The following is a 17,517-nucleotide window of genomic DNA, read 5'->3' as shown; positions in this document are numbered from 1 at the left end:
GATCAGCGCGGCACGACAGGCTTGCGCGCCGGCTTGGGTCCCTTGCCCTTCGCGGCATCCTTGCGCTCCTTGGCCGCCTTCTGGTTGCGAGCGAAGGCCGCGGCCTTGGCTTGCTCGCGCTTGTCCCACGGATTGCCACCGTCACTGGCGCGTGGTGGCTGACCGGTGTGCTGGGTCAGGATCCGGGTGGTTTCCTTGCCCACCTTGTGGCTACCCGCCGGCGTCGAGTTCTTGCGGCGGGCACTCTGGTAGCTGTCGGTGGCTGGCTGGTGCAGCGGAATCAGCTGATGCTTGCCCGGCCCGATCAGGTCGGCGCGGCCCATGCGGGTCAGTGCCTCACGCAACATCGGCCAGCCCTTGGGGTCGTGATAGCGCAGGAAAGCCTTGTGCAGACGGCGCTGCTCCTCGCTCTTCACGATGGTGACGCCGTCGCTCTTGTAAGTGACCTTGCGCAGCGGGTTCTTGCCCGAATGGTACATCGCCGTGGCGCTGGCCATCGGCGACGGGTAGAACGCCTGCACCTGGTCGGCACGGAACCCATTGCCCTTGAGCCACAGCGCCAGGTTCATCATGTCTTCGTCGGTCGTGCCTGGGTGGGCGGCGATGAAATACGGAATCAGGTACTGCTCTTTCCCGGCTTCCTTACTGAACTTCTCGAACATCCGCTTGAACCGGTCATAAGTGCCGATACCCGGTTTCATCATCTGGTTGAGCGGACCTTCCTCGGTGTGTTCCGGGGCGATCTTCAAGTAGCCACCGACGTGGTGGGTCACCAGTTCCTTGACGTATTCCGGCGACTCGACCGCCAGGTCGTAGCGCAGGCCGGACGCGATAAGGATCTTCTTCACCCCCGGCAATGCCCGGGCGCTGCGATACAACTGGATCAGCGAAGAATGGTCGGTGTTGAGGTTCGGGCAAATGCCCGGGAACACGCAGGACGGCTTACGGCACGCGGATTCGATTTCCGGACTCTTGCAGGCGATGCGGTACATGTTCGCGGTCGGGCCGCCGAGGTCGGAAATGACACCGGTGAAACCCGGCACCTTGTCACGGATTTCTTCGATCTCGCGGATGATCGACTCTTCGGAGCGGTTCTGGATGATCCGGCCTTCGTGCTCGGTGATCGAGCAGAACGTGCAGCCGCCAAAGCAGCCGCGCATGATGTTCACCGAGAAACGGATCATCTCGTAGGCTGGAATTTTCTCCTTGCCATACGCCGGATGCGGAACACGTGCGTAAGGCATGCCGAAGACGTAGTCCATTTCCTCGGTGGTCATGGGAATGGGCGGCGGGTTGAACCAGACATCGACCTCGCCATGCTTCTGCACCAGCGCCCGGGCGTTTCCAGGGTTGGTTTCCAGATGCAGCACCCGGTTGGCATGGGCGTAGAGCACCGGGTCGTTGCGCACCTTTTCCACCGACGGCAGGCGGATTACGGTCTTGTCGCGGGTCATCTTCGGGCTCGCCAGGATTTGCACGACCTTGGCTTCGTTCGGGTCTTCGACCTGGCCCTTTTCCTGCTCGATGGCGCAGGCAGCGGTGTCCTGGGTATTCACGTACGGGTTGATGATCTTGTCGATCTTGCCCGGACGGTCGATACGGGTGGAATCGATTTCGTACCAGTCCTTGGGCGTGTCACGGCGGATGAAAGCCGTGCCGCGTACGTCGGTGATATCTTCGATTTTCTGACCATAGGACAAGCGCTGCGCCACTTCGACAATGGCCCGTTCGGCGTTGCCATAAAGCAGGATATCGGCGCTGGCGTCGATCAGGATCGAGTTGCGCACCCGGTCCTGCCAGTAATCGTAATGGGCAATGCGACGCAGGGACGCCTCGATCCCGCCGAGCACGATCGGCACATGCTTGTAGGCTTCCTTGCAACGCTGGCTGTAAACCAGGCTCGCACGATCCGGCCGCTTGCCCGCCAGGCCACCGGGGGTGTAGGCGTCATCGGAACGGATTTTCTTGTCGGCGGTGTAACGGTTGATCATCGAGTCCATGTTGCCGGCCGCGACACCGAAAAACAGGTTGGGCTCGCCAAGCTTCATGAAGTCGTCCTTGGACTGCCAGTTCGGCTGGGCAATGATTCCCACCCGGAAACCCTGGGCCTCCAGCAGCCGACCGATGATCGCCATGCCGAACGACGGGTGATCGACGTAGGCATCGCCGGTCACGATGATGATGTCGCATGAATCCCAGCCAAGCTGATCCATCTCCTCCCTGCTCATGGGCAGGAACGGCGCCGGGCCGAAACACTCGGCCCAGTACTTGGGATAGTCAAATAACGGCTTGGCTGCTTGCATGTCGATGACCGGTATAAAGGATGAAAAATCGCGGGCGCGGAATATAGCACAAAAAATAACCAATTCCGACGACTATGGTCGGAAATGATGGAGCTTGACGCAAATCAAATGTGGGAGCGGCTTGCTCGCGAAAGCGGTCGGACATCCAACATCGATGTCGACTGATCCACCGCTTTCGCGAGCAAGCCCGCTCCCACAAGGAGCATTGCAGCCCTTCAAAAAGACAAGGTCTTATTCGTCATCATCGAAGTTATAGCTACCCGGCGCGAGGTTCTCAAAGCGCGTGTACTTACCGATGAACGCCAGGCGGACAAAGCCGATCGGGCCGTTCCGCTGCTTACCGATGATGATTTCGGCGATACCCTTGTGCTCTGTCTCGGGGTGATACACCTCGTCGCGGTACACGAACATGATGACGTCGGCGTCCTGCTCGATCGCTCCGGATTCCCGCAAGTCGGAGTTCACCGGGCGCTTGTTCGGACGCTGTTCCAGGGAGCGGTTCAACTGGGAAAGTGCCACCACCGGGCAGTTGAACTCCTTGGCCAGGGCCTTGAGGGAACGAGAAATCTCGGAAATCTCGTTTGTCCGGTTATCGCCACTGGAACCCGGAATCTGCATCAGTTGCAGGTAGTCGATCATGATCAGGCCGATTTCGCCGTGCTCACGCGCCACGCGACGGGTTCGGGCGCGCATTTCCGACGGACTGATACCGGCGGTGTCGTCGATGAACAGCTTGCGGTCATTGAGCAGGTTGACCGCCGAGGTCAGGCGCGGCCAGTCGTCGTCTTCCAGTTGGCCGGAACGGACCTTGGTCTGGTCGATGCGCCCCAGGGACGAGAGCATACGCATGATCAGGGATTCACCTGGCATCTCCAGAGAATAGACCAAGACGACCTTATCGCTGCGCAACACGGCGTTTTCCACCAGGTTCATCGCAAAAGTGGTCTTACCCATCGAGGGACGACCGGCCACGATGATCAGGTCGGCCGGTTGCAGGCCGCTGGTTTTCTCGTCGAGATCGGTATAGCCGGTGGACAGGCCGGTGATCGCGTCCGCCGTGTTGAACAGGGTGTCGATGCGATCGATGGCCTTGGTCAGCAGGTCGTTGACGCCGACCGGGCCACCGGTCTTTGGCCGCGCCTCGGCGATCTGGAAGATCTGCCGTTCGGCTTCGTCGAGGATCTCTTCAGCGGTCCGCCCTTCGGGGTTGAATGCGCTGTCGGCAATTTCATTACTGATGCCGATCAACTGACGCAAGGTCGCCCGCTGGCGGACAATCTGCGCATAGGCCTTGATGTTGGCGACGGACGGCGTGTTTTTCGCCAGCTCGCCCAGGTAACCGAGGCCACCGACCTGGGACGTCTGGCCTTCCTTGTCCAGTTGCTCGGCCAAGGTGACCACGTCGATTGGCAGGTTCTGGTCGGCCAACCGGGCGATGGCGCGGAAAATCAGGCGGTGGTCATGGCGGTAGAAATCGCCGTCGGAGACTTGATCGAGCACGCGTTCCCAGGCGTTGTTGTCCAGCATCAGGCCACCGAGCACGGCCTGTTCGGCCTCGATGGAATGTGGCGGCACCTTCAGGGCAGCGGTTTGCAGATCGTATTGCTCTGGGGCGGTAATTTCGTTCATGGCCACTGGGATTCTGGTGATAAAAGCAGGGGTTGCAGAAAGACAAAGGGCACGACCCTGTAAACAGGATCGTGCCCGATGTTACCGGCTCGCACCCGAGGGTGCCAGCCGACAGGTGCTGCTTAGGCTGCTACCACAACAACGCGTACGGTGGCTTCAACTTCGGCGTGCAGGTGCACGGCTACGTCGAATTCACCTACGTTGCGGATGGTGCCGTTCGGCAGACGAACTTCGCTCTTGGCAACTTCAACGCCAGAGGCGGTCAGTGCGTCAGCGATGTCGTGAGTACCGATCGAACCGAACAGCTTGCCTTCGTCGCCAGCGGTGGCAGTGATGGTCACTTCCAGCTCGGCCAGTTGGGCAGCACGGCTTTCAGCCGATGCCTTACGGTCTGCAGCGGCTTTTTCCAGCTCGGCGCGACGCTCTTCGAACGCAGCCAGGTTGGCAGCGGTCGCAGCGGTGGCCTTGCCGAAAGGCAGCAGGTAGTTACGGCCGTAACCGGCCTTAACGTTTACTTTGTCGCCCAGGTTGCCCAGGTTGGCGATTTTTTCCAGAAGGATCAGTTGCATGTGAAAATCCTCTAACTTTTAACCTTCACCGTTCGCGTTGTCGGCGTCTTTCGGCGCCATACGACCGCGAAAATCAATCAGGCTGTCGACGATGGCCAGGACCACCAGCAACGGATAGATCAGCTGCATGAACAGCAACAACGTGACGTACAACCCCACCAGCCAGAACCTGGCCAGTCGCTTCTGCGCCACCAGCCCGTGAATCAGGGCCAGGGCAGCGAAGACCAGCGGTACGCTGCACAACGGCGTGAGCATGGCCATCTGTGGACCGAAGTTCGGCCCCAGAAGCATGCCCGCCAGCAGCAACATCGCCAGCCCAAGCGGGAAACGGATGGCGCGAAATTCGCGACCAAAACCACCCGGGTTGTACAACAACGCCTGCCAGTAGCGCCCGATAATCAGGCTCAGCACACTGACGATTTGCAACAAGGCCGCAATCAGGCCGGTCAGGACCGGGGCAACCAGGGACGCAAAGCGCGCTTGCTCCTCTACCGTCATCTGTCGGTAGAGCTCGCCGAGGGCTTCGGGCAGGATTTTTATCAAAGCCTGCGACAGCATCTCGATCTGGGGCGCGAAAGCCGCCCCGAGCACCACTGAAAACACCACTCCCAGCGCTATGCTGACCAGCAGCACGCGGTTCCAGGATTCGCTTGCGCGCAACACCAACGCCAGCGCCGAAGACCCCAGCAGCACCATCAGTGCCCGCGGGTCAGCGGAAGTCAGCCACCAGAGCAAGGCCGGCAGCAATCCCAGAGCAAGAACGCCAAGGGCGTCCCTCGGTCCGCGCCGCAGGAGTACCAGACTCCCGGCGGCAGCACCCAACCAATACAACAACGGCAATGCCGCACATCCAGCCACTACCAGAGTGGCCTGCATACGGCCGCGCATGATGAACTCAGCTATGGCGCGCATGCATTCAATCCTTTGCTACGTGTCGACTGCCCGGTCTCAGCGGCCGTGGCTGTCGGTGTAGGCCAGCAGGGCCAGGAAGCGGGCGCGCTTGATAGCGGTGGCCAGCTGACGCTGATAACGAGCTTTGGTACCGGTGATGCGGCTTGGAACGATTTTGCCGGTCTCGGATACGTAGGCTTTCAGGGTGTTGAGATCTTTGTAGTCGATCTCTTTCACGTCTTCAGCGGTGAAGCGGCAGAATTTACGACGACGGAAGAAACGTGCCATGTGATTGGCTCCTTAGAAGGTCCGTGGATTACTCGTCAGCGTTGTCGCTGTTGTCGCTGTCGCTATCGCTGTCATCGCCTTCGGCGCTGTCAGCATGCTCAGGACGGTCGCGACGCTCACGGCGCTCACTGCGGTTTTCTTCAGCCTTGAGCATCTCGGATTGGCCGGTGATGGCTTCTTCGCGACGGATGACCAGGTTACGGATCACTGCATCGTTGTAGCGGAAGTTGTCTTCCAGCTCGGCCAGGGCCTTGCCGGTGCACTCAACGTTCAGCATCACGTAGTGAGCCTTGTGAACATTGTTGATTGCGTAGGCCAGTTGACGACGGCCCCAGTCTTCCAGACGGTGGATCTTGCCGCCGTCTTCTTCGATCAGCTTGGTGTAACGCTCAACCATGCCGCCGACTTGCTCGCTTTGATCCGGGTGGACCAAAAAGATGATTTCGTAATGACGCATGAATGCTCCTTACGGGTTGTAGCCTGCCGCTCAAAAACGGTCAGACAAGGAGTGAATGACACTTATGGACTTGTGGACGCTAGACACATAAGTGCCTGCCATCACAGCAAGGGGCGCAATTGTAGAGAAGGGGCGAGGGAGGCGCAAGGTAATTGGTGATTATTTGAACAGTCACTGTATCTGCCCGCTCCCACAGTTTGATTGGGCCTGACCTCAAGGCTTCTTGGCAGCCGCCTTGGCCCCACGCTGGCGCATCGCCTCGAACAGGCACACACCCGTCGCGACCGAAACGTTGAGGCTGCTGACGCTACCGGCCATCGGCAGCTTGACCAGGTAGTCGCAATGTTCACGGGTCAGGCGGCGCATGCCCTTGCCTTCGGCGCCCATGATCAGGATCGTCGGGCCGGTCAGATCCTGGTCATATAGGCTGACCTCGGCCTCCCCCGCCGTGCCTACCACCCACAAGCCGCGCTGCTGGAGTTTTTCCAGGGTACGCGCCAGGTTGGTCACGGCCACCAGCGGGATGACTTCCGCGGCCCCGCAGGCGACCTTGCGCACCACCGGCGTCAATGTCGCCGACTTGTCCTTGGGCACAATCACCGCCAGCGCCCCGGCGGCATCCGCCGAACGCAGGCAGGCACCCAGATTGTGAGGATCGGTCACGCCATCCAGGACCAGCAGCAGAGGGGCACCCTCGGTACGGTCGAGCAGCTCGTCGAGCATCGCCTCTCCCCAGACCTGGCTCGGGCTGACTTCCGCCACCACCCCTTGGTGCACGCCTTCGACCCAGGCATCCATCTCGCGCCGCTCGGCCTGGCCGATCGCCACGCGATTTTCGTTGGCCAGTTCAACCAGGGTCTGGACCCGTGGCTCGCTACGGCCTTCGGCCAGCCAGATCTGCTTGACCCGCTTGGGATGATGACGCAGCAACGCTTCCACGGCATGCACGCCGTAGATTTTTTCCAACTGACTCATGATTTGGCCTTGGGTTTACGCGCCCCGCCACTTTTGGCTGGGGCCGAGCCCGCTTTCGACGGGCCCTTACGGTGTTTGCTCGGCTTGCTGGCTGCCTTGTCCGCAGTGGACCGTCCAGATTTCGCTCCAGACGACGCCTTGCCACCGGTCTTGGCTTCGGCCAGCAACGCCTTCTTCATCTCACGGCTCTTGCGAACCTCGGCGTTTTTCGCCGCGGCATCGCTCGGGCGATACGCTTCGACAGCTTTTTCCTTCGCGCCACGCCGAGCAGGCTTGGACGACGCAGGTTCAGCCGTGGCCTTGCCCGCAGGCGCAACGGTCTCGGCACCGCGCTTCTTGCGACCGATCGGCGCCTTGAGGGTATTTTCCGCCATCTCGAAATCGATCTTGCGCTCGTCGAGATCGACGCGCATCACCCGCACCTCGACGGTATCGCCCAGACGGAAGCTGCGACCGGTACGTTCCCCCGCCAGACGGTGATGCACAGGGTCGAAGTGGTAGTAATCGGCCGGCAGCGCGGTGACATGTACCAGGCCTTCGACATAGATATCGGTCAGCTCGACGAACAGGCCGAAACCGGTCACGGCGGTAATCACGCCCGGGAACGACTCGCCCACGCGATCCTTCATGTATTCGCACTTGAGCCAGTTCACCACGTCGCGAGTGGCTTCGTCGGCGCGCCGCTCGCTCATCGAGCACTGTTCGCCGAGTTGCTCCAGGGCCGCCTCGTCGTACGGGTAGATACGTGCTTTCGGAATCGTCATCGCGCCGGCACGCTTGACGTGCGGGGTATTCATCTTCGAGTGGATCACGCTGCGGATCGCCCGGTGCGTAAGCAGGTCGGGATAACGGCGGATCGGCGAAGTGAAGTGGGTGTAGGCTTCGTAATTGAGACCGAAGTGACCCTGGTTGTCGGCGGTGTATACCGCCTGGCTCAACGAGCGCAGCATGACGGTCTGGATCAGATGGAAATCCGGGCGATCCTTGATACCGGCCAGCAACGCCTGGTAATCCTTGGGCGTCGGACCTTCCTTGCCCTTGTGCAGGGACAAACCGAGTTCACCGAGAAACGCCCGCAGCTTTTCCAGGCGCTCCGGCGGCGGGCCGTCGTGGACCCGATACAACGCCGGGATCTCATGCTTTTGCAGAAATTGTGCGGTAGCCACGTTGGCCGCCAGCATGCATTCCTCGATCAGCTTGTGGGCGTCGTTGCGCACGGTCGGACGAATCTCGGCAATCTTGCGCTCGGAGCCGAAGATGATCCGGGTTTCCTGGGTTTCGAAATCAATCGCACCGCGTACATGCCGAGCCGCCAGCAGCACCTTGTACAGCGCATAAAGCTGCTTGAGGTGCGGCAGCACGTCGGTGTATTCGCCACGCAACTTGCGCGCCTCGGCCAGTTTCGGCGTTTCCAGCATTGCACTGACCTTGTTGTAGGTCAGACGGGCGTGAGAATGGATGACCGCTTCGTAGAAGCAGTAGTCGGTCATTTCGCCGGTCTTGGAGATGGTCATCTCGCAGACCATGGCCAGGCGATCAACGTGGGGGTTGAGCGAGCACAGCCCGTTGGACAGTTGCTCAGGCAGCATCGGTACGACGCGCTCAGGGAAGTACACCGAGTTGCCACGCACCTGGGCCTCGGCATCCAGCGCCGAACCGAGCTTCACGTAGCTGGACACATCGGCGATGGCGACGTACAGCTTCCAGCCACCGGAGAACAGGCGCAGTTTGCCCGGCCGGGCTTCGCAGTAGACCGCATCGTCGAAGTCCCGCGCGTCCTCGCCGTCGATGGTGACGAACGGCAGGTGGCGCAGGTCGATGCGTTTCTCTTTGTCTTTCTCTTCGACTTCCGGCTTGAGCTTGCCGGCTTCCTTCAGGACCGCTTCAGGCCAGACGTGAGGGATGTCATAGGTACGCAGGGCAACGTCGATCTCCATGCCCGGCGCCATGTAGTTACCGACCACCTCGATCACATCGCCCTGCGGCTGGAAGCGCGGGGTTGGCCAGTGGGTGATCTTCACTTCGACGAACTGACCGATCTTGGCGTTGGCGTTGCGGCCCGGAGTGACCAGCACTTCCTGCTGAATCTTGGGATTGTCGGCGACGACGAAGCCGATGCCCCCTTCTTCGAAGTAGCGACCAACGATGCTCTCATGGGCGCGGGACACCACCTCGACGATCACACCTTCACGGCGACCGCGGCGGTCCAGGCCGGACACACGGGCCAGCGCACGGTCACCGTCGAACACCAGGCGCATCTGAGCCGGGCTCATGAACAGGTCGTCGCTGCCATCGTCCGGAATCAGGAAGCCGAAACCGTCGCGGTGCCCGGCAATACGCCCCAGGATCAGGTCGAGCTTGTCCACCGGTGCGTAAGTGCCACGTCGGGTGTAGATCAGTTGAGCGTCGCGCTCCATGGCGCGCAGACGGCGGCGCAGGGCTTCGAGCTGGTCTTCGGTGGTCAGACCGAACTCTTCGACCAACTGTTCGCGGCTGGCGGGCGACCCCCTGTCGGCGAGATGCGCCAGGATCAGTTCGCGGCTGGGAATAGGGTTTTCGTATTTTTCCGCTTCACGAGCGGCCTCGGGATCGAGGGATTGCCAATCGGCCATTAGAGAGTTTTCACCTTGTCTATATGCGGGTTAGTTTGGCATAGGCGTAATGAAACGGGAAATTTCAGGCATTCGGCGGCCTTTCAGAATTTTTTTGACCCGCCTTTGGTGCCTGAGATCGCACCGCTCGCGAAATTTCCCGTTTTTTTTATCAAGAGGGGTTTACAGTTAAAAACACGCTCCGTATAGTGCGCGCCATCGACGACGCACACACGTTGCCGATGCTGCCCAGATGGTGAAATTGGTAGACACGCCAGCTTCAGGTGCTGGTGACCGCAAGGTCGTGGAAGTTCGAGTCTTCTTCTGGGCACCATTTTCAGCGACAGACCCTCGGTCTGCCAGCTACCAAAAACCCGCGAAAGCGGGTTTTTTCGTTTTACCCCTCCTGAAAATCCGATTTCGCAATTACTAAAACAAAAACAGGGGTTTACAGATCAAAAGGCGCTCCGTATAGTGCGCCACATCAACAGCGGCAACGCTGAAGATGCTGCCCAGATGGTGAAATTGGTAGACACGCCAGCTTCAGGTGCTGGTGACCGCAAGGTCGTGGAAGTTCGAGTCTTCTTCTGGGCACCAATTCAAGCTTCAAGGCGCCAAGCCTTGAACCTGACAGAAACCCGCGAAAGCGGGTTTTTTGCGTTTCAGGGTTCTGTGATTCACGGTCAGAACCGCTATCGCGAGCAGGCACGCTTCCACAGCTGATCCCCAATGTTAATCGGACCAATGTGGGAGCGAGCCAGCTCGCGATGAGGTCTGCCCGGCCAGCAATCAGGCCCGGAACTGCCCCAGGCTCGCCTTCAACTGTGCCGCCAGGCTGTCCAGCACCTTACCGCTGGCCGTTGTCTCGACCACGGCCTGGGCGGCTTTCTCGGCCTGGGCATGAATGGTTTCCACCCGTCCGCGCACGGCTTGTGCACCCTGGGCCTGATGAGCTGCCGCCTGGGTCGCCAGACCGATGGCCGCGTGCACCTGCTCCACGGAGGCTTGCACCGACTGCTGCAAGCGAGCACTGTCTCGCAAGACCAACAACCCTTCATTGGCCTGGCGCCCGGCCTGGCCAATCGCAGCCACCGCTTCGCGGGCACCTTGTTGCAACGCCACGATATGGGCCTGGATATCGCCAGTCGAACTCTGGGTCTTGCTTGCCAGCGCCCGCACCTCGTCCGCCACCACCGCAAACCCCCGCCCGGTCTCCCCGGCCCGCGCCGCTTCGATAGCCGCGTTCAAGGCCAACAGGTTGGTCTGCTCGGCGATGCCGTGGATCACGGTCAGCACCACTTCAATCTGCTCGCTCTGCTGAGCCAGTCGCTCGATGACTTTGGCCCCGGTGTCCACCTGCCCGGCCAGCGCCTCGATCAGGCTGCCGACCTTGGCCGATGTCCGAGTGTTCTCATCGGTGGCCTGGCGAATCTCCACCACTTGCTGCAAGGCTGCCTGCATTGCCTGGCTTTCCGATTGAGCCTCGTCGGCCATCTGCGACAAGGCTTGCAGGCTCTCGGCGACTTCATCGCGTTGCATCCCGGCCGCCGCGTCGGCGCCGGAATTGCGCAGCGTCATCGCGCCGATCTCAAGCCCCGTGCGCTGGGCCACCTCACCCGCCTCCCGTACGATGGGCTGCAACTTGTCCACAAAGCGATTGACCGCCGAGGCCATGTCGCCAATCTCGTCCTTGCTGTTGATTTGCACGCGCTTGGTCAGATCCCCCTCGCCCGCCGCCAGATCGTTCATTGCCGCGATCAACAACCGCAAGCGATTGACAACCCGACGCCCCAGGACCACGGCCAACAGTACCAGCACGCCAAAGCCTACCAGCGCCAGGCCAAGGCCGATGCGCCAGCGCAAGGTATTCGCGGCCTCTTGCACGGTGCTGGCGGTATTAGTCTGCATTTCGGTGGCAGTGGCCTGCGCCGACTGCAACCGGCCACGCATAGCGGTGGCACTGTCGGCCGCCGCCCCCTTGAGGCTGTCGCCGACCAACTGATCACTGCTGGCAATCAACGCCGAGAAACGCTGGTCCAGCGCCTTCAGGTCGGTTTCCACCGATGCAGTGGAAACCCCCATCAACACCTTGCCGATTTCCACGCCATTGGGGTTGATCGGCGCCTCGATGTAATAGACAGAGGGATCGTTTTTCGCCGCATCCAGCACTTTGTCCAACGCCCGCTCGCCCTTGCCCTTTTCCAGCAAAGCCTTGTTGATCGCGTTCTCCCGGTTCAGATAACGGGTCAGGTGCTCGCCATTGGCATCGTCATAGATGACGAACAATACGTTGGGATTGCGCTGCGCCCGGCGGGCGAATTCGGAGAGCGTCGGGATGTCGCTGTCCCACATGGCCCGAGGAGCGACGGAGGCAAGGAGCTGCGCCATATCATTGGCGGACTCTCGCAGATCTTTTTCCAGAGTGCCACGCAACTGCGCCTGCTCTTCCTTCAAGCGCACAGACAAGCCGGCATTCAGGCGCTGACGCGTACTGGCGGACAGGCTGTCCAGGCTTGAGGTCACCTCGCGCCCAGCCTGCTCCAGCTCACTGGAAAGCTTCTGGCTATCGGCCCCCAGGCGCGAACTCAGGTCAGCCTCCAGCGCCGTGACCGTGCTCCGGGTCAGCGCCACGGCCACCAGCACTTGCACCAAAAGGGCGATACCAAGCGTAACGAACACAGGCCGTAGCAAACGGCTTTGTAACAGTGAGAGAACGGCCGACACGTGAAATCCCTCTACCAACGCCATTAAATTGATGGCACGTCCAAAGAAGCGCCAATAATGGAGATTCATAGCAAGTGTCGTGCCGCGCGGCAGCCAGAAATGACAAAGGACCCAATCAAGGGTCCTTTGTTTTTTACATCAACGACTTATCAACCGAACGGGTGACGCAGAACGATGGTTTCGTTGCGATCCGGCCCTGTCGAAATAATGTCGATCGGCGCGCCGACCAGCTCTTCGAGACGCTGAATATAGTTGCGAGCCGCCACTGGCAACTCGTCCAGGGTCTTGGCACCCACGGTGGACTCGGTCCAGCCCGGCATCTGTTCGTACACCGGCTCCAGGCCGATGTAGCTGTCAGCGTCGGTCGGTGCGTCGATGACAGCGCCGTCCTGGTTCTTGTAGCCCACGCAGATATTGATGGTTTCCAGGCCGTCCAATACGTCCAGCTTGGTCAGGCACAGGCCCGAGATGCTATTGACATCGATGGCGCGGCGCAGGATGACGGCATCGAACCAGCCGCAACGACGGGCACGCCCGGTGGTGGCACCGAACTCATGACCGCGCTTGGCCAGGAAGGCACCGACGTCATCGAACAGCTCGGTCGGAAACGGACCCGAACCCACGCGCGTGGTGTAGGCCTTGGTGATGCCCAGGATGTAATCCACATACATCGGACCGAAGCCCGAACCGGTGGCGATACCGCCTGCGGTGGTGTTCGAACTGGTGACGTACGGGTAGGTACCGTGGTCGATGTCCAGCAGCGAACCCTGTGCGCCTTCGAACATGATGTCCTTGCCGGCGCGACGCAGCTCATGCAGCTCGGCCGTGACGTCGAGCATCATTGGCTTGAGCAGCTCGGCGTACTCCATGCACTCGTCCAGGGTCTTCTGGAAGTCGATGGCCGGCTCTTTGTAGTAATTGACCAGGACAAAGTTGTGGTAGTCCAGCAACTCGCCCAGCTTGGCGGCGAAACGCTCGCGGTGGAACAGGTCGCCGATGCGCAGGCCGCGGCGAGCCACTTTGTCTTCGTAGGCAGGGCCGATACCGCGCCCGGTAGTACCGATTTTCATCTCGCCACGGGCCTTTTCACGGGCCTGGTCCAGCGCAACGTGGTAGGACAGGATCAGCGGGCAGGATGGGCTGATACGCAGACGCTCGCGCACCGGTACGCCTTTCTCTTCCAGCTTGACGATTTCCCGCAGCAACGCGTCGGGAGCCACTACGACACCGTTGCCGATCAGGCACTGTACGCCTTCACGCAGCACGCCCGATGGAATCAGGTGCAGGACGGTTTTCTCACCGTCGATCACCAGGGTGTGACCTGCGTTGTGGCCACCCTGGTAGCGCACTACGGCGGCAGCATGTTCGGTCAGCAGATCGACGATCTTGCCTTTGCCCTCATCACCCCACTGGGTGCCCAGGACTACGACATTCTTACCCATAACACTTGTCCTCATTCGCGCAAACTTGGTGCCGGCCGCGGCCGGCAGGAAAACTCAAGAAGCCAGCGGCAGTACCTGCCAAAGCCCGTTGTGCTGAATCAATTGTCGGTCGCAGTCCGCTTCACGGGCGGCGGCCAAAGGCTGCCCAGGCAACGCCTGGACGACACGCTGACCCTCACTGCGCAACTGGCAGACCGCCTGCCAAAGAGCCGCATCCGTACTGTCAGGCATCCAGATACCGCCGGACGGTAACTCGACTTCAGCACGCCCCAGGGTCACCAGGGTTTTCAAATCGGTAGAAAAGCCGGTCGCCGGACGGGCGCGGCCGAAGTCGGCGCCGATGTCGTCGTAACGACCGCCCTGGGCGATGGATTGGCCCACGCCCGGTACGAATACCGCGAACACCACGCCGGTGTGATAGTGATAACCGCGCAACTCGCCCAGGTCGAAGTACAAGGGCAGCTCCGGGAAACGTACCGACAGACGCTCGGCAATCGCCAGCAGGTCATCCAGGGCTGCCAGGACGGCCGCTGGCGCGTGGGCCAGGCGCTCGCGGGCAGCGGTCAGCACCTCACGACCACCGCACAGGTCCACCAGTGCTCGCAGCATGTCGGACAGATCGGCGGGGAGTCCTTCGGTCAGGCTGATGACTTCGTCGATGGCTTTGCGCTGCAAAGCGTCGAACAACTGCTGTTCCACTTCACCGGACAGGCCGGCCGCACGGGCCAGGCCGCGATAGATACCAACATGGCCGAGGTCCATATGGACATCCGGTACGTCGGCCAGTTGCAGCATGGCCAGCATCAGACTGATGACTTCCACGTCACTGCTCGGGCTGGCATCACCGTACAACTCGGCACCCAACTGGATCGGGCTACGGGAAGATGACAAGGCACGGGGCTGGGCATGCAACACACTACCGGCATAGCACAGGCGACTCGGCCCTTCCCGGCGCAAGGTGTGAGCGTCGATACGTGCCACTTGCGGCGTGATGTCGGCCCGAAAGCCCATCTGCCGGCCCGACTGCGGGTCAACGACCTTGAAGGTACGCAAGTCCAGGTCCTGGCCCGCGCCGGTCAGCAGGGATTCCAGGTACTCGATATGAGGGGTGACGACGAATTCGTAACCCCAGCTCTGGAACAGATCCAACACCTGCCGACGCGCTACTTCGATACGCGCAGCTTCCGGTGGCAGTACTTCTTCGATGCCATCTGGCAGCAGCCAGCGGTCTACCGTTGCCATTACGCCATTCCCCTATGGTCCGGGCGGCCAGCCTTCGGGCAAGCCTTGAGTGAAGCAGAAAATGCTCGGCCCATGCACAAACAACGCGCAAGAGCGACGTGACGAATGACCCGGAATCGGCCTCGTCCAGCACTTTCCTCGAAAAACCTGTCGAGTCGTTCAACCCGACGCCTGCCACCGATAACCGCAATCGAACGTGCAGACGCAAAAAAGCCGGGAATTTCCCGGCTGCCGCATCATACACTCGTTTTCCCAAAGGATCACCCCGCCCGACGCTTTAGCCGCCAGGCGGAGTGTCTCGAGTCAACGCTGCATCAAGGCTTGGTCTTTTCCAGGTAGCGGAAAAAGTCGCTGCTCGGGTCCAGAACCAGCACATCGGATTTACGTCCGAAGCTTTCACGGTAAGCGTTCAGGCTACGGTAGAACGCGTAGAACTCCTGATCCTGACCGTAGGCCTTGGCGTAGATCGCAGCGGCCTGGGCATCACCATCACCGCGAACCTCCTCCGATTCACGATAGGCTTCAGCCAGCAGCACGCGACGTTGACGATCGGCGTCGGCACGGATGCCCTCGGCCAGCTCGTTACCCTTGGCGCGGTGTTCGCGGGCTTCACGCTCGCGCTCGGTGCTCATCCGTTCGAACACGCTGCGGTTCACTTCCTTCGGCAGGTCGATGGCCTTGACGCGGACATCGACCACTTCGATACCCAGCTCCTTCTCCGCCATCGCGTTCAGCGAACGGGTGATATCGGCCATGAGCGCATCACGCTCACCGGATACCACTTCATGCAGCGTGCGCTTGCCGAACTGGTCACGCAGGCCCGACTCCAGGCGACGGGACAGGCGTTCGTCAGCGATCTGCTTGAGGCCGGACGTCGCAGTGTAGAAGCGCTCTGCATCCTTCACGCGCCATTTGGCGTAGGCATCGACCATGACCGCTTTCTTTTCCAACGTCAGGAAACGTTGCGTCGGCGCATCCAGTGTCATCAGGCGGGCGTCGAACTTGCGCACCTTGTTGACGTACGGCACCTTCACATGCAGACCTGGCTGGACATCCGTCTCCACCACGCGACCGAATTGCAGCAACACCGCACGCTCGGTCTGGGACACGATGTAGAAGCAGTTCCAGGCAGCGATCGCCACGACGACGCCGACAATAAGGGCGATCAGCGATTTATTGCTCATCAGCGACTCTCCCTGGTACGTGCTTGCTGTTGCTCAACCGCCGGGCGGGTATTCGCTTCATTGTTGGCGGGCGCCATGCCGGCCGGCGGCACACTGGTGGTACGACCGCTCTCGATCATCTTGTCCAGCGGCAGGTACAGCAGGTTGCTTTGGCCGTTCTTGTTGCCGGTCACGAGGACTTTGCTGGTGTTACTGAAGACTTCCTGCATGGTGTCCAGGTACAGACGCTGGCGGGTCACTTCAGGCGCCTTGCGGTACTCGGCCACCAACTTGGTGAAGCGGTCAGCCTCACCCTTGGCACGGGAAACCACTTCGTCGCGATAGCCGTTGGCATCTTCGATGATGCGCTGGGCCTGACCACGAGCTTCGGGCACGACGCCGTTGGCGTAGGTCTCGGCCTGGTTGCGCGAACGCTGTTCGTCCTCTCGGGCACGGATCACATCGTCGAACGCTTCCTGGACCTCGCGTGGCGCCGCGGCGCTCTGCACGTTGACCTGGGTGACGGTAATGCCGGTGCGATAGGTGTCGAGGAACCGCTGCAGGCGCTCCTTGATTTCGCTGGCCATCAACTCACGACCCTCGGTCAACACCTGGTCCATGGCGGTGGAACCCACCACGTGGCGCAAGGCACTTTCGGTCGCATGTTGCAGACTGACTTCCGGCTGGTCGACGTTCAGCACGAAGTCCTGCAGGTTGGTGATCTTGTACTGCACGGTCAGTGGAACCTCGACGATGTTTTCATCTTCGGTCAGCATCTGGCCCTGCTTGGTGTAGGCACGCTCACGCGTGACGTTCTCCATGTATTTCTGATCGATCGGCGGGAAATAGATGTTCAGGCCCGGGCCGACGGTTTCGTAGTACTTGCCGAAGCGCAGCACCACGGCTTGCTCCTGCTCGTCCACGACATAGACCGCACTGTACAGCCAGACAGCCGCGAGCACGACCAGGCCGATGCCGAGCAGGCCAAAACCGCCGCCCTTGCCTGGCCGACCGCCGTCGTCACCGCGTTTCTTACCACCACCGAACAAACCGTTCAGGCTTTCCTGCAGCTTGCGGAAGGCCTCGTCGAGATCCGGAGGCCCCTTGCGATCGCCATTGTTTCGACGCTTGCCACCCCAGGGATCCTGATTATTCGAGTTGCCACCCGGCTCATTCCAAGCCATAGCGCTCTCCATCTGATAAAGCAAAGACGCACCCACGGCGCGCCGACCAATGCTACAGA

Annotated in this window: 13 protein-coding genes, 2 tRNA genes and 1 pseudogene; 2 read left to right on the top strand and 14 right to left on the bottom strand. The window is 60.8% G+C overall.

Features of this window, described 5'->3' with window-relative positions; translation table 11 throughout:
* Positions 1–2: 2 nt before the first annotated feature.
* From LCU97_RS16640 to rnr, 8 genes are all read right to left on the bottom strand, one after another.
* Positions 3–2,303: a YgiQ family radical SAM protein gene (locus LCU97_RS16640; RefSeq protein ID WP_053155622.1), complete on the bottom strand. Its 2,301-nt coding sequence runs from the start codon at positions 2,301–2,303 to the stop codon at positions 3–5.
* A 231-nt stretch (positions 2,304–2,534) separates the two neighbouring features.
* On the bottom strand, positions 2,535–3,932 hold the full coding sequence (gene dnaB, locus LCU97_RS16635) for a replicative DNA helicase (RefSeq protein ID WP_053155624.1): 1,398 nt from the start codon (positions 3,930–3,932) through the stop codon (positions 2,535–2,537).
* Between the two features lie 122 nt (positions 3,933–4,054).
* Positions 4,055–4,501: a 50S ribosomal protein L9 gene (rplI, locus tag LCU97_RS16630; protein WP_003186385.1), complete on the bottom strand. Its 447-nt coding sequence runs from the start codon at positions 4,499–4,501 to the stop codon at positions 4,055–4,057.
* 18 nt (positions 4,502–4,519) lie between these two features.
* Positions 4,520–5,413: a YybS family protein gene (locus tag LCU97_RS16625; protein ID WP_053155626.1), complete on the bottom strand. Its 894-nt coding sequence runs from the start codon at positions 5,411–5,413 to the stop codon at positions 4,520–4,522.
* A 36-nt stretch (positions 5,414–5,449) separates the two neighbouring features.
* The gene (gene rpsR / locus LCU97_RS16620; RefSeq protein ID WP_002551829.1) at positions 5,450–5,680 is read right to left on the bottom strand and encodes a 30S ribosomal protein S18; all 231 of its coding nucleotides are present in this window, start codon (positions 5,678–5,680) and stop codon (positions 5,450–5,452) included.
* Between the two features lie 28 nt (positions 5,681–5,708).
* Positions 5,709–6,137, bottom strand: coding sequence for a 30S ribosomal protein S6 (gene rpsF, locus LCU97_RS16615; RefSeq protein ID WP_053155628.1), 429 nt, complete (start codon positions 6,135–6,137; stop codon positions 5,709–5,711).
* A gap of 213 nt (positions 6,138–6,350) precedes the next feature.
* Positions 6,351–7,112 carry a 23S rRNA (guanosine(2251)-2'-O)-methyltransferase RlmB gene (gene rlmB, locus LCU97_RS16610; RefSeq protein ID WP_053155630.1) on the bottom strand — a complete coding sequence of 254 codons (762 nt, stop codon included), beginning with the start codon at positions 7,110–7,112 and terminating at the stop codon, positions 6,351–6,353.
* Positions 7,109–9,724: a ribonuclease R gene (rnr, locus tag LCU97_RS16605; RefSeq protein WP_053155632.1), complete on the bottom strand. Its 2,616-nt coding sequence runs from the start codon at positions 9,722–9,724 to the stop codon at positions 7,109–7,111. Before rnr ends, rlmB begins: the two co-directional genes overlap by 4 nt.
* A 226-nt stretch (positions 9,725–9,950) precedes the next feature.
* Between rnr and LCU97_RS16600 the strand changes: the two genes are divergently transcribed.
* Positions 9,951–10,037 (top strand) — tRNA-Leu (locus LCU97_RS16600).
* A gap of 176 nt (positions 10,038–10,213) precedes the next feature.
* Positions 10,214–10,300, top strand: a tRNA-Leu gene (locus tag LCU97_RS16595).
* Positions 10,301–10,492: 192 nt separating this feature from the next.
* On the opposite strand, the gene LCU97_RS26895 is transcribed toward LCU97_RS16595, so the two are convergent.
* From LCU97_RS26895 to hflK, 6 genes and pseudogenes are all read right to left on the bottom strand, one after another.
* Positions 10,493–11,197 carry a methyl-accepting chemotaxis protein gene (locus tag LCU97_RS26895; protein WP_408636408.1) on the bottom strand — a complete coding sequence of 235 codons (705 nt, stop codon included), beginning with the start codon at positions 11,195–11,197 and terminating at the stop codon, positions 10,493–10,495.
* 201 nt (positions 11,198–11,398) lie between these two features.
* A pseudogene (locus LCU97_RS26890) lies at positions 11,399–11,452 on the bottom strand (hypothetical protein); the annotation flags it as partial.
* A gap of 1,124 nt (positions 11,453–12,576) precedes the next feature.
* Positions 12,577–13,869, bottom strand: a complete 1,293-nt coding sequence (locus LCU97_RS16585; RefSeq protein ID WP_053155634.1) for an adenylosuccinate synthase — start codon at positions 13,867–13,869, stop codon at positions 12,577–12,579.
* A gap of 54 nt (positions 13,870–13,923) precedes the next feature.
* Positions 13,924–15,111: an ATP phosphoribosyltransferase regulatory subunit gene (locus LCU97_RS16580; protein ID WP_232777207.1), complete on the bottom strand. Its 1,188-nt coding sequence runs from the start codon at positions 15,109–15,111 to the stop codon at positions 13,924–13,926.
* Between the two features lie 314 nt (positions 15,112–15,425).
* The gene (gene hflC, locus LCU97_RS16575) at positions 15,426–16,295 is read right to left on the bottom strand and encodes a protease modulator HflC (protein ID WP_053155638.1); all 870 of its coding nucleotides are present in this window, start codon (positions 16,293–16,295) and stop codon (positions 15,426–15,428) included.
* Entirely contained in the window at positions 16,295–17,458 is a 1,164-nt protein-coding gene (gene hflK / locus LCU97_RS16570) for an FtsH protease activity modulator HflK (protein WP_053155640.1), read from the bottom strand. The genes hflC and hflK overlap by 1 nt, the downstream gene beginning before the upstream one ends.
* Positions 17,459–17,517: the final 59 nt, after the last annotated feature.

This window comes from Pseudomonas uvaldensis (assembly GCF_021271205.1).
GTDB lineage: Bacteria > Pseudomonadota > Gammaproteobacteria > Pseudomonadales > Pseudomonadaceae > Aquipseudomonas > Aquipseudomonas uvaldensis.
Note: the sequence above shows the minus strand (reverse complement) of the source record. Positions and strands in the feature narration are given on the sequence as shown.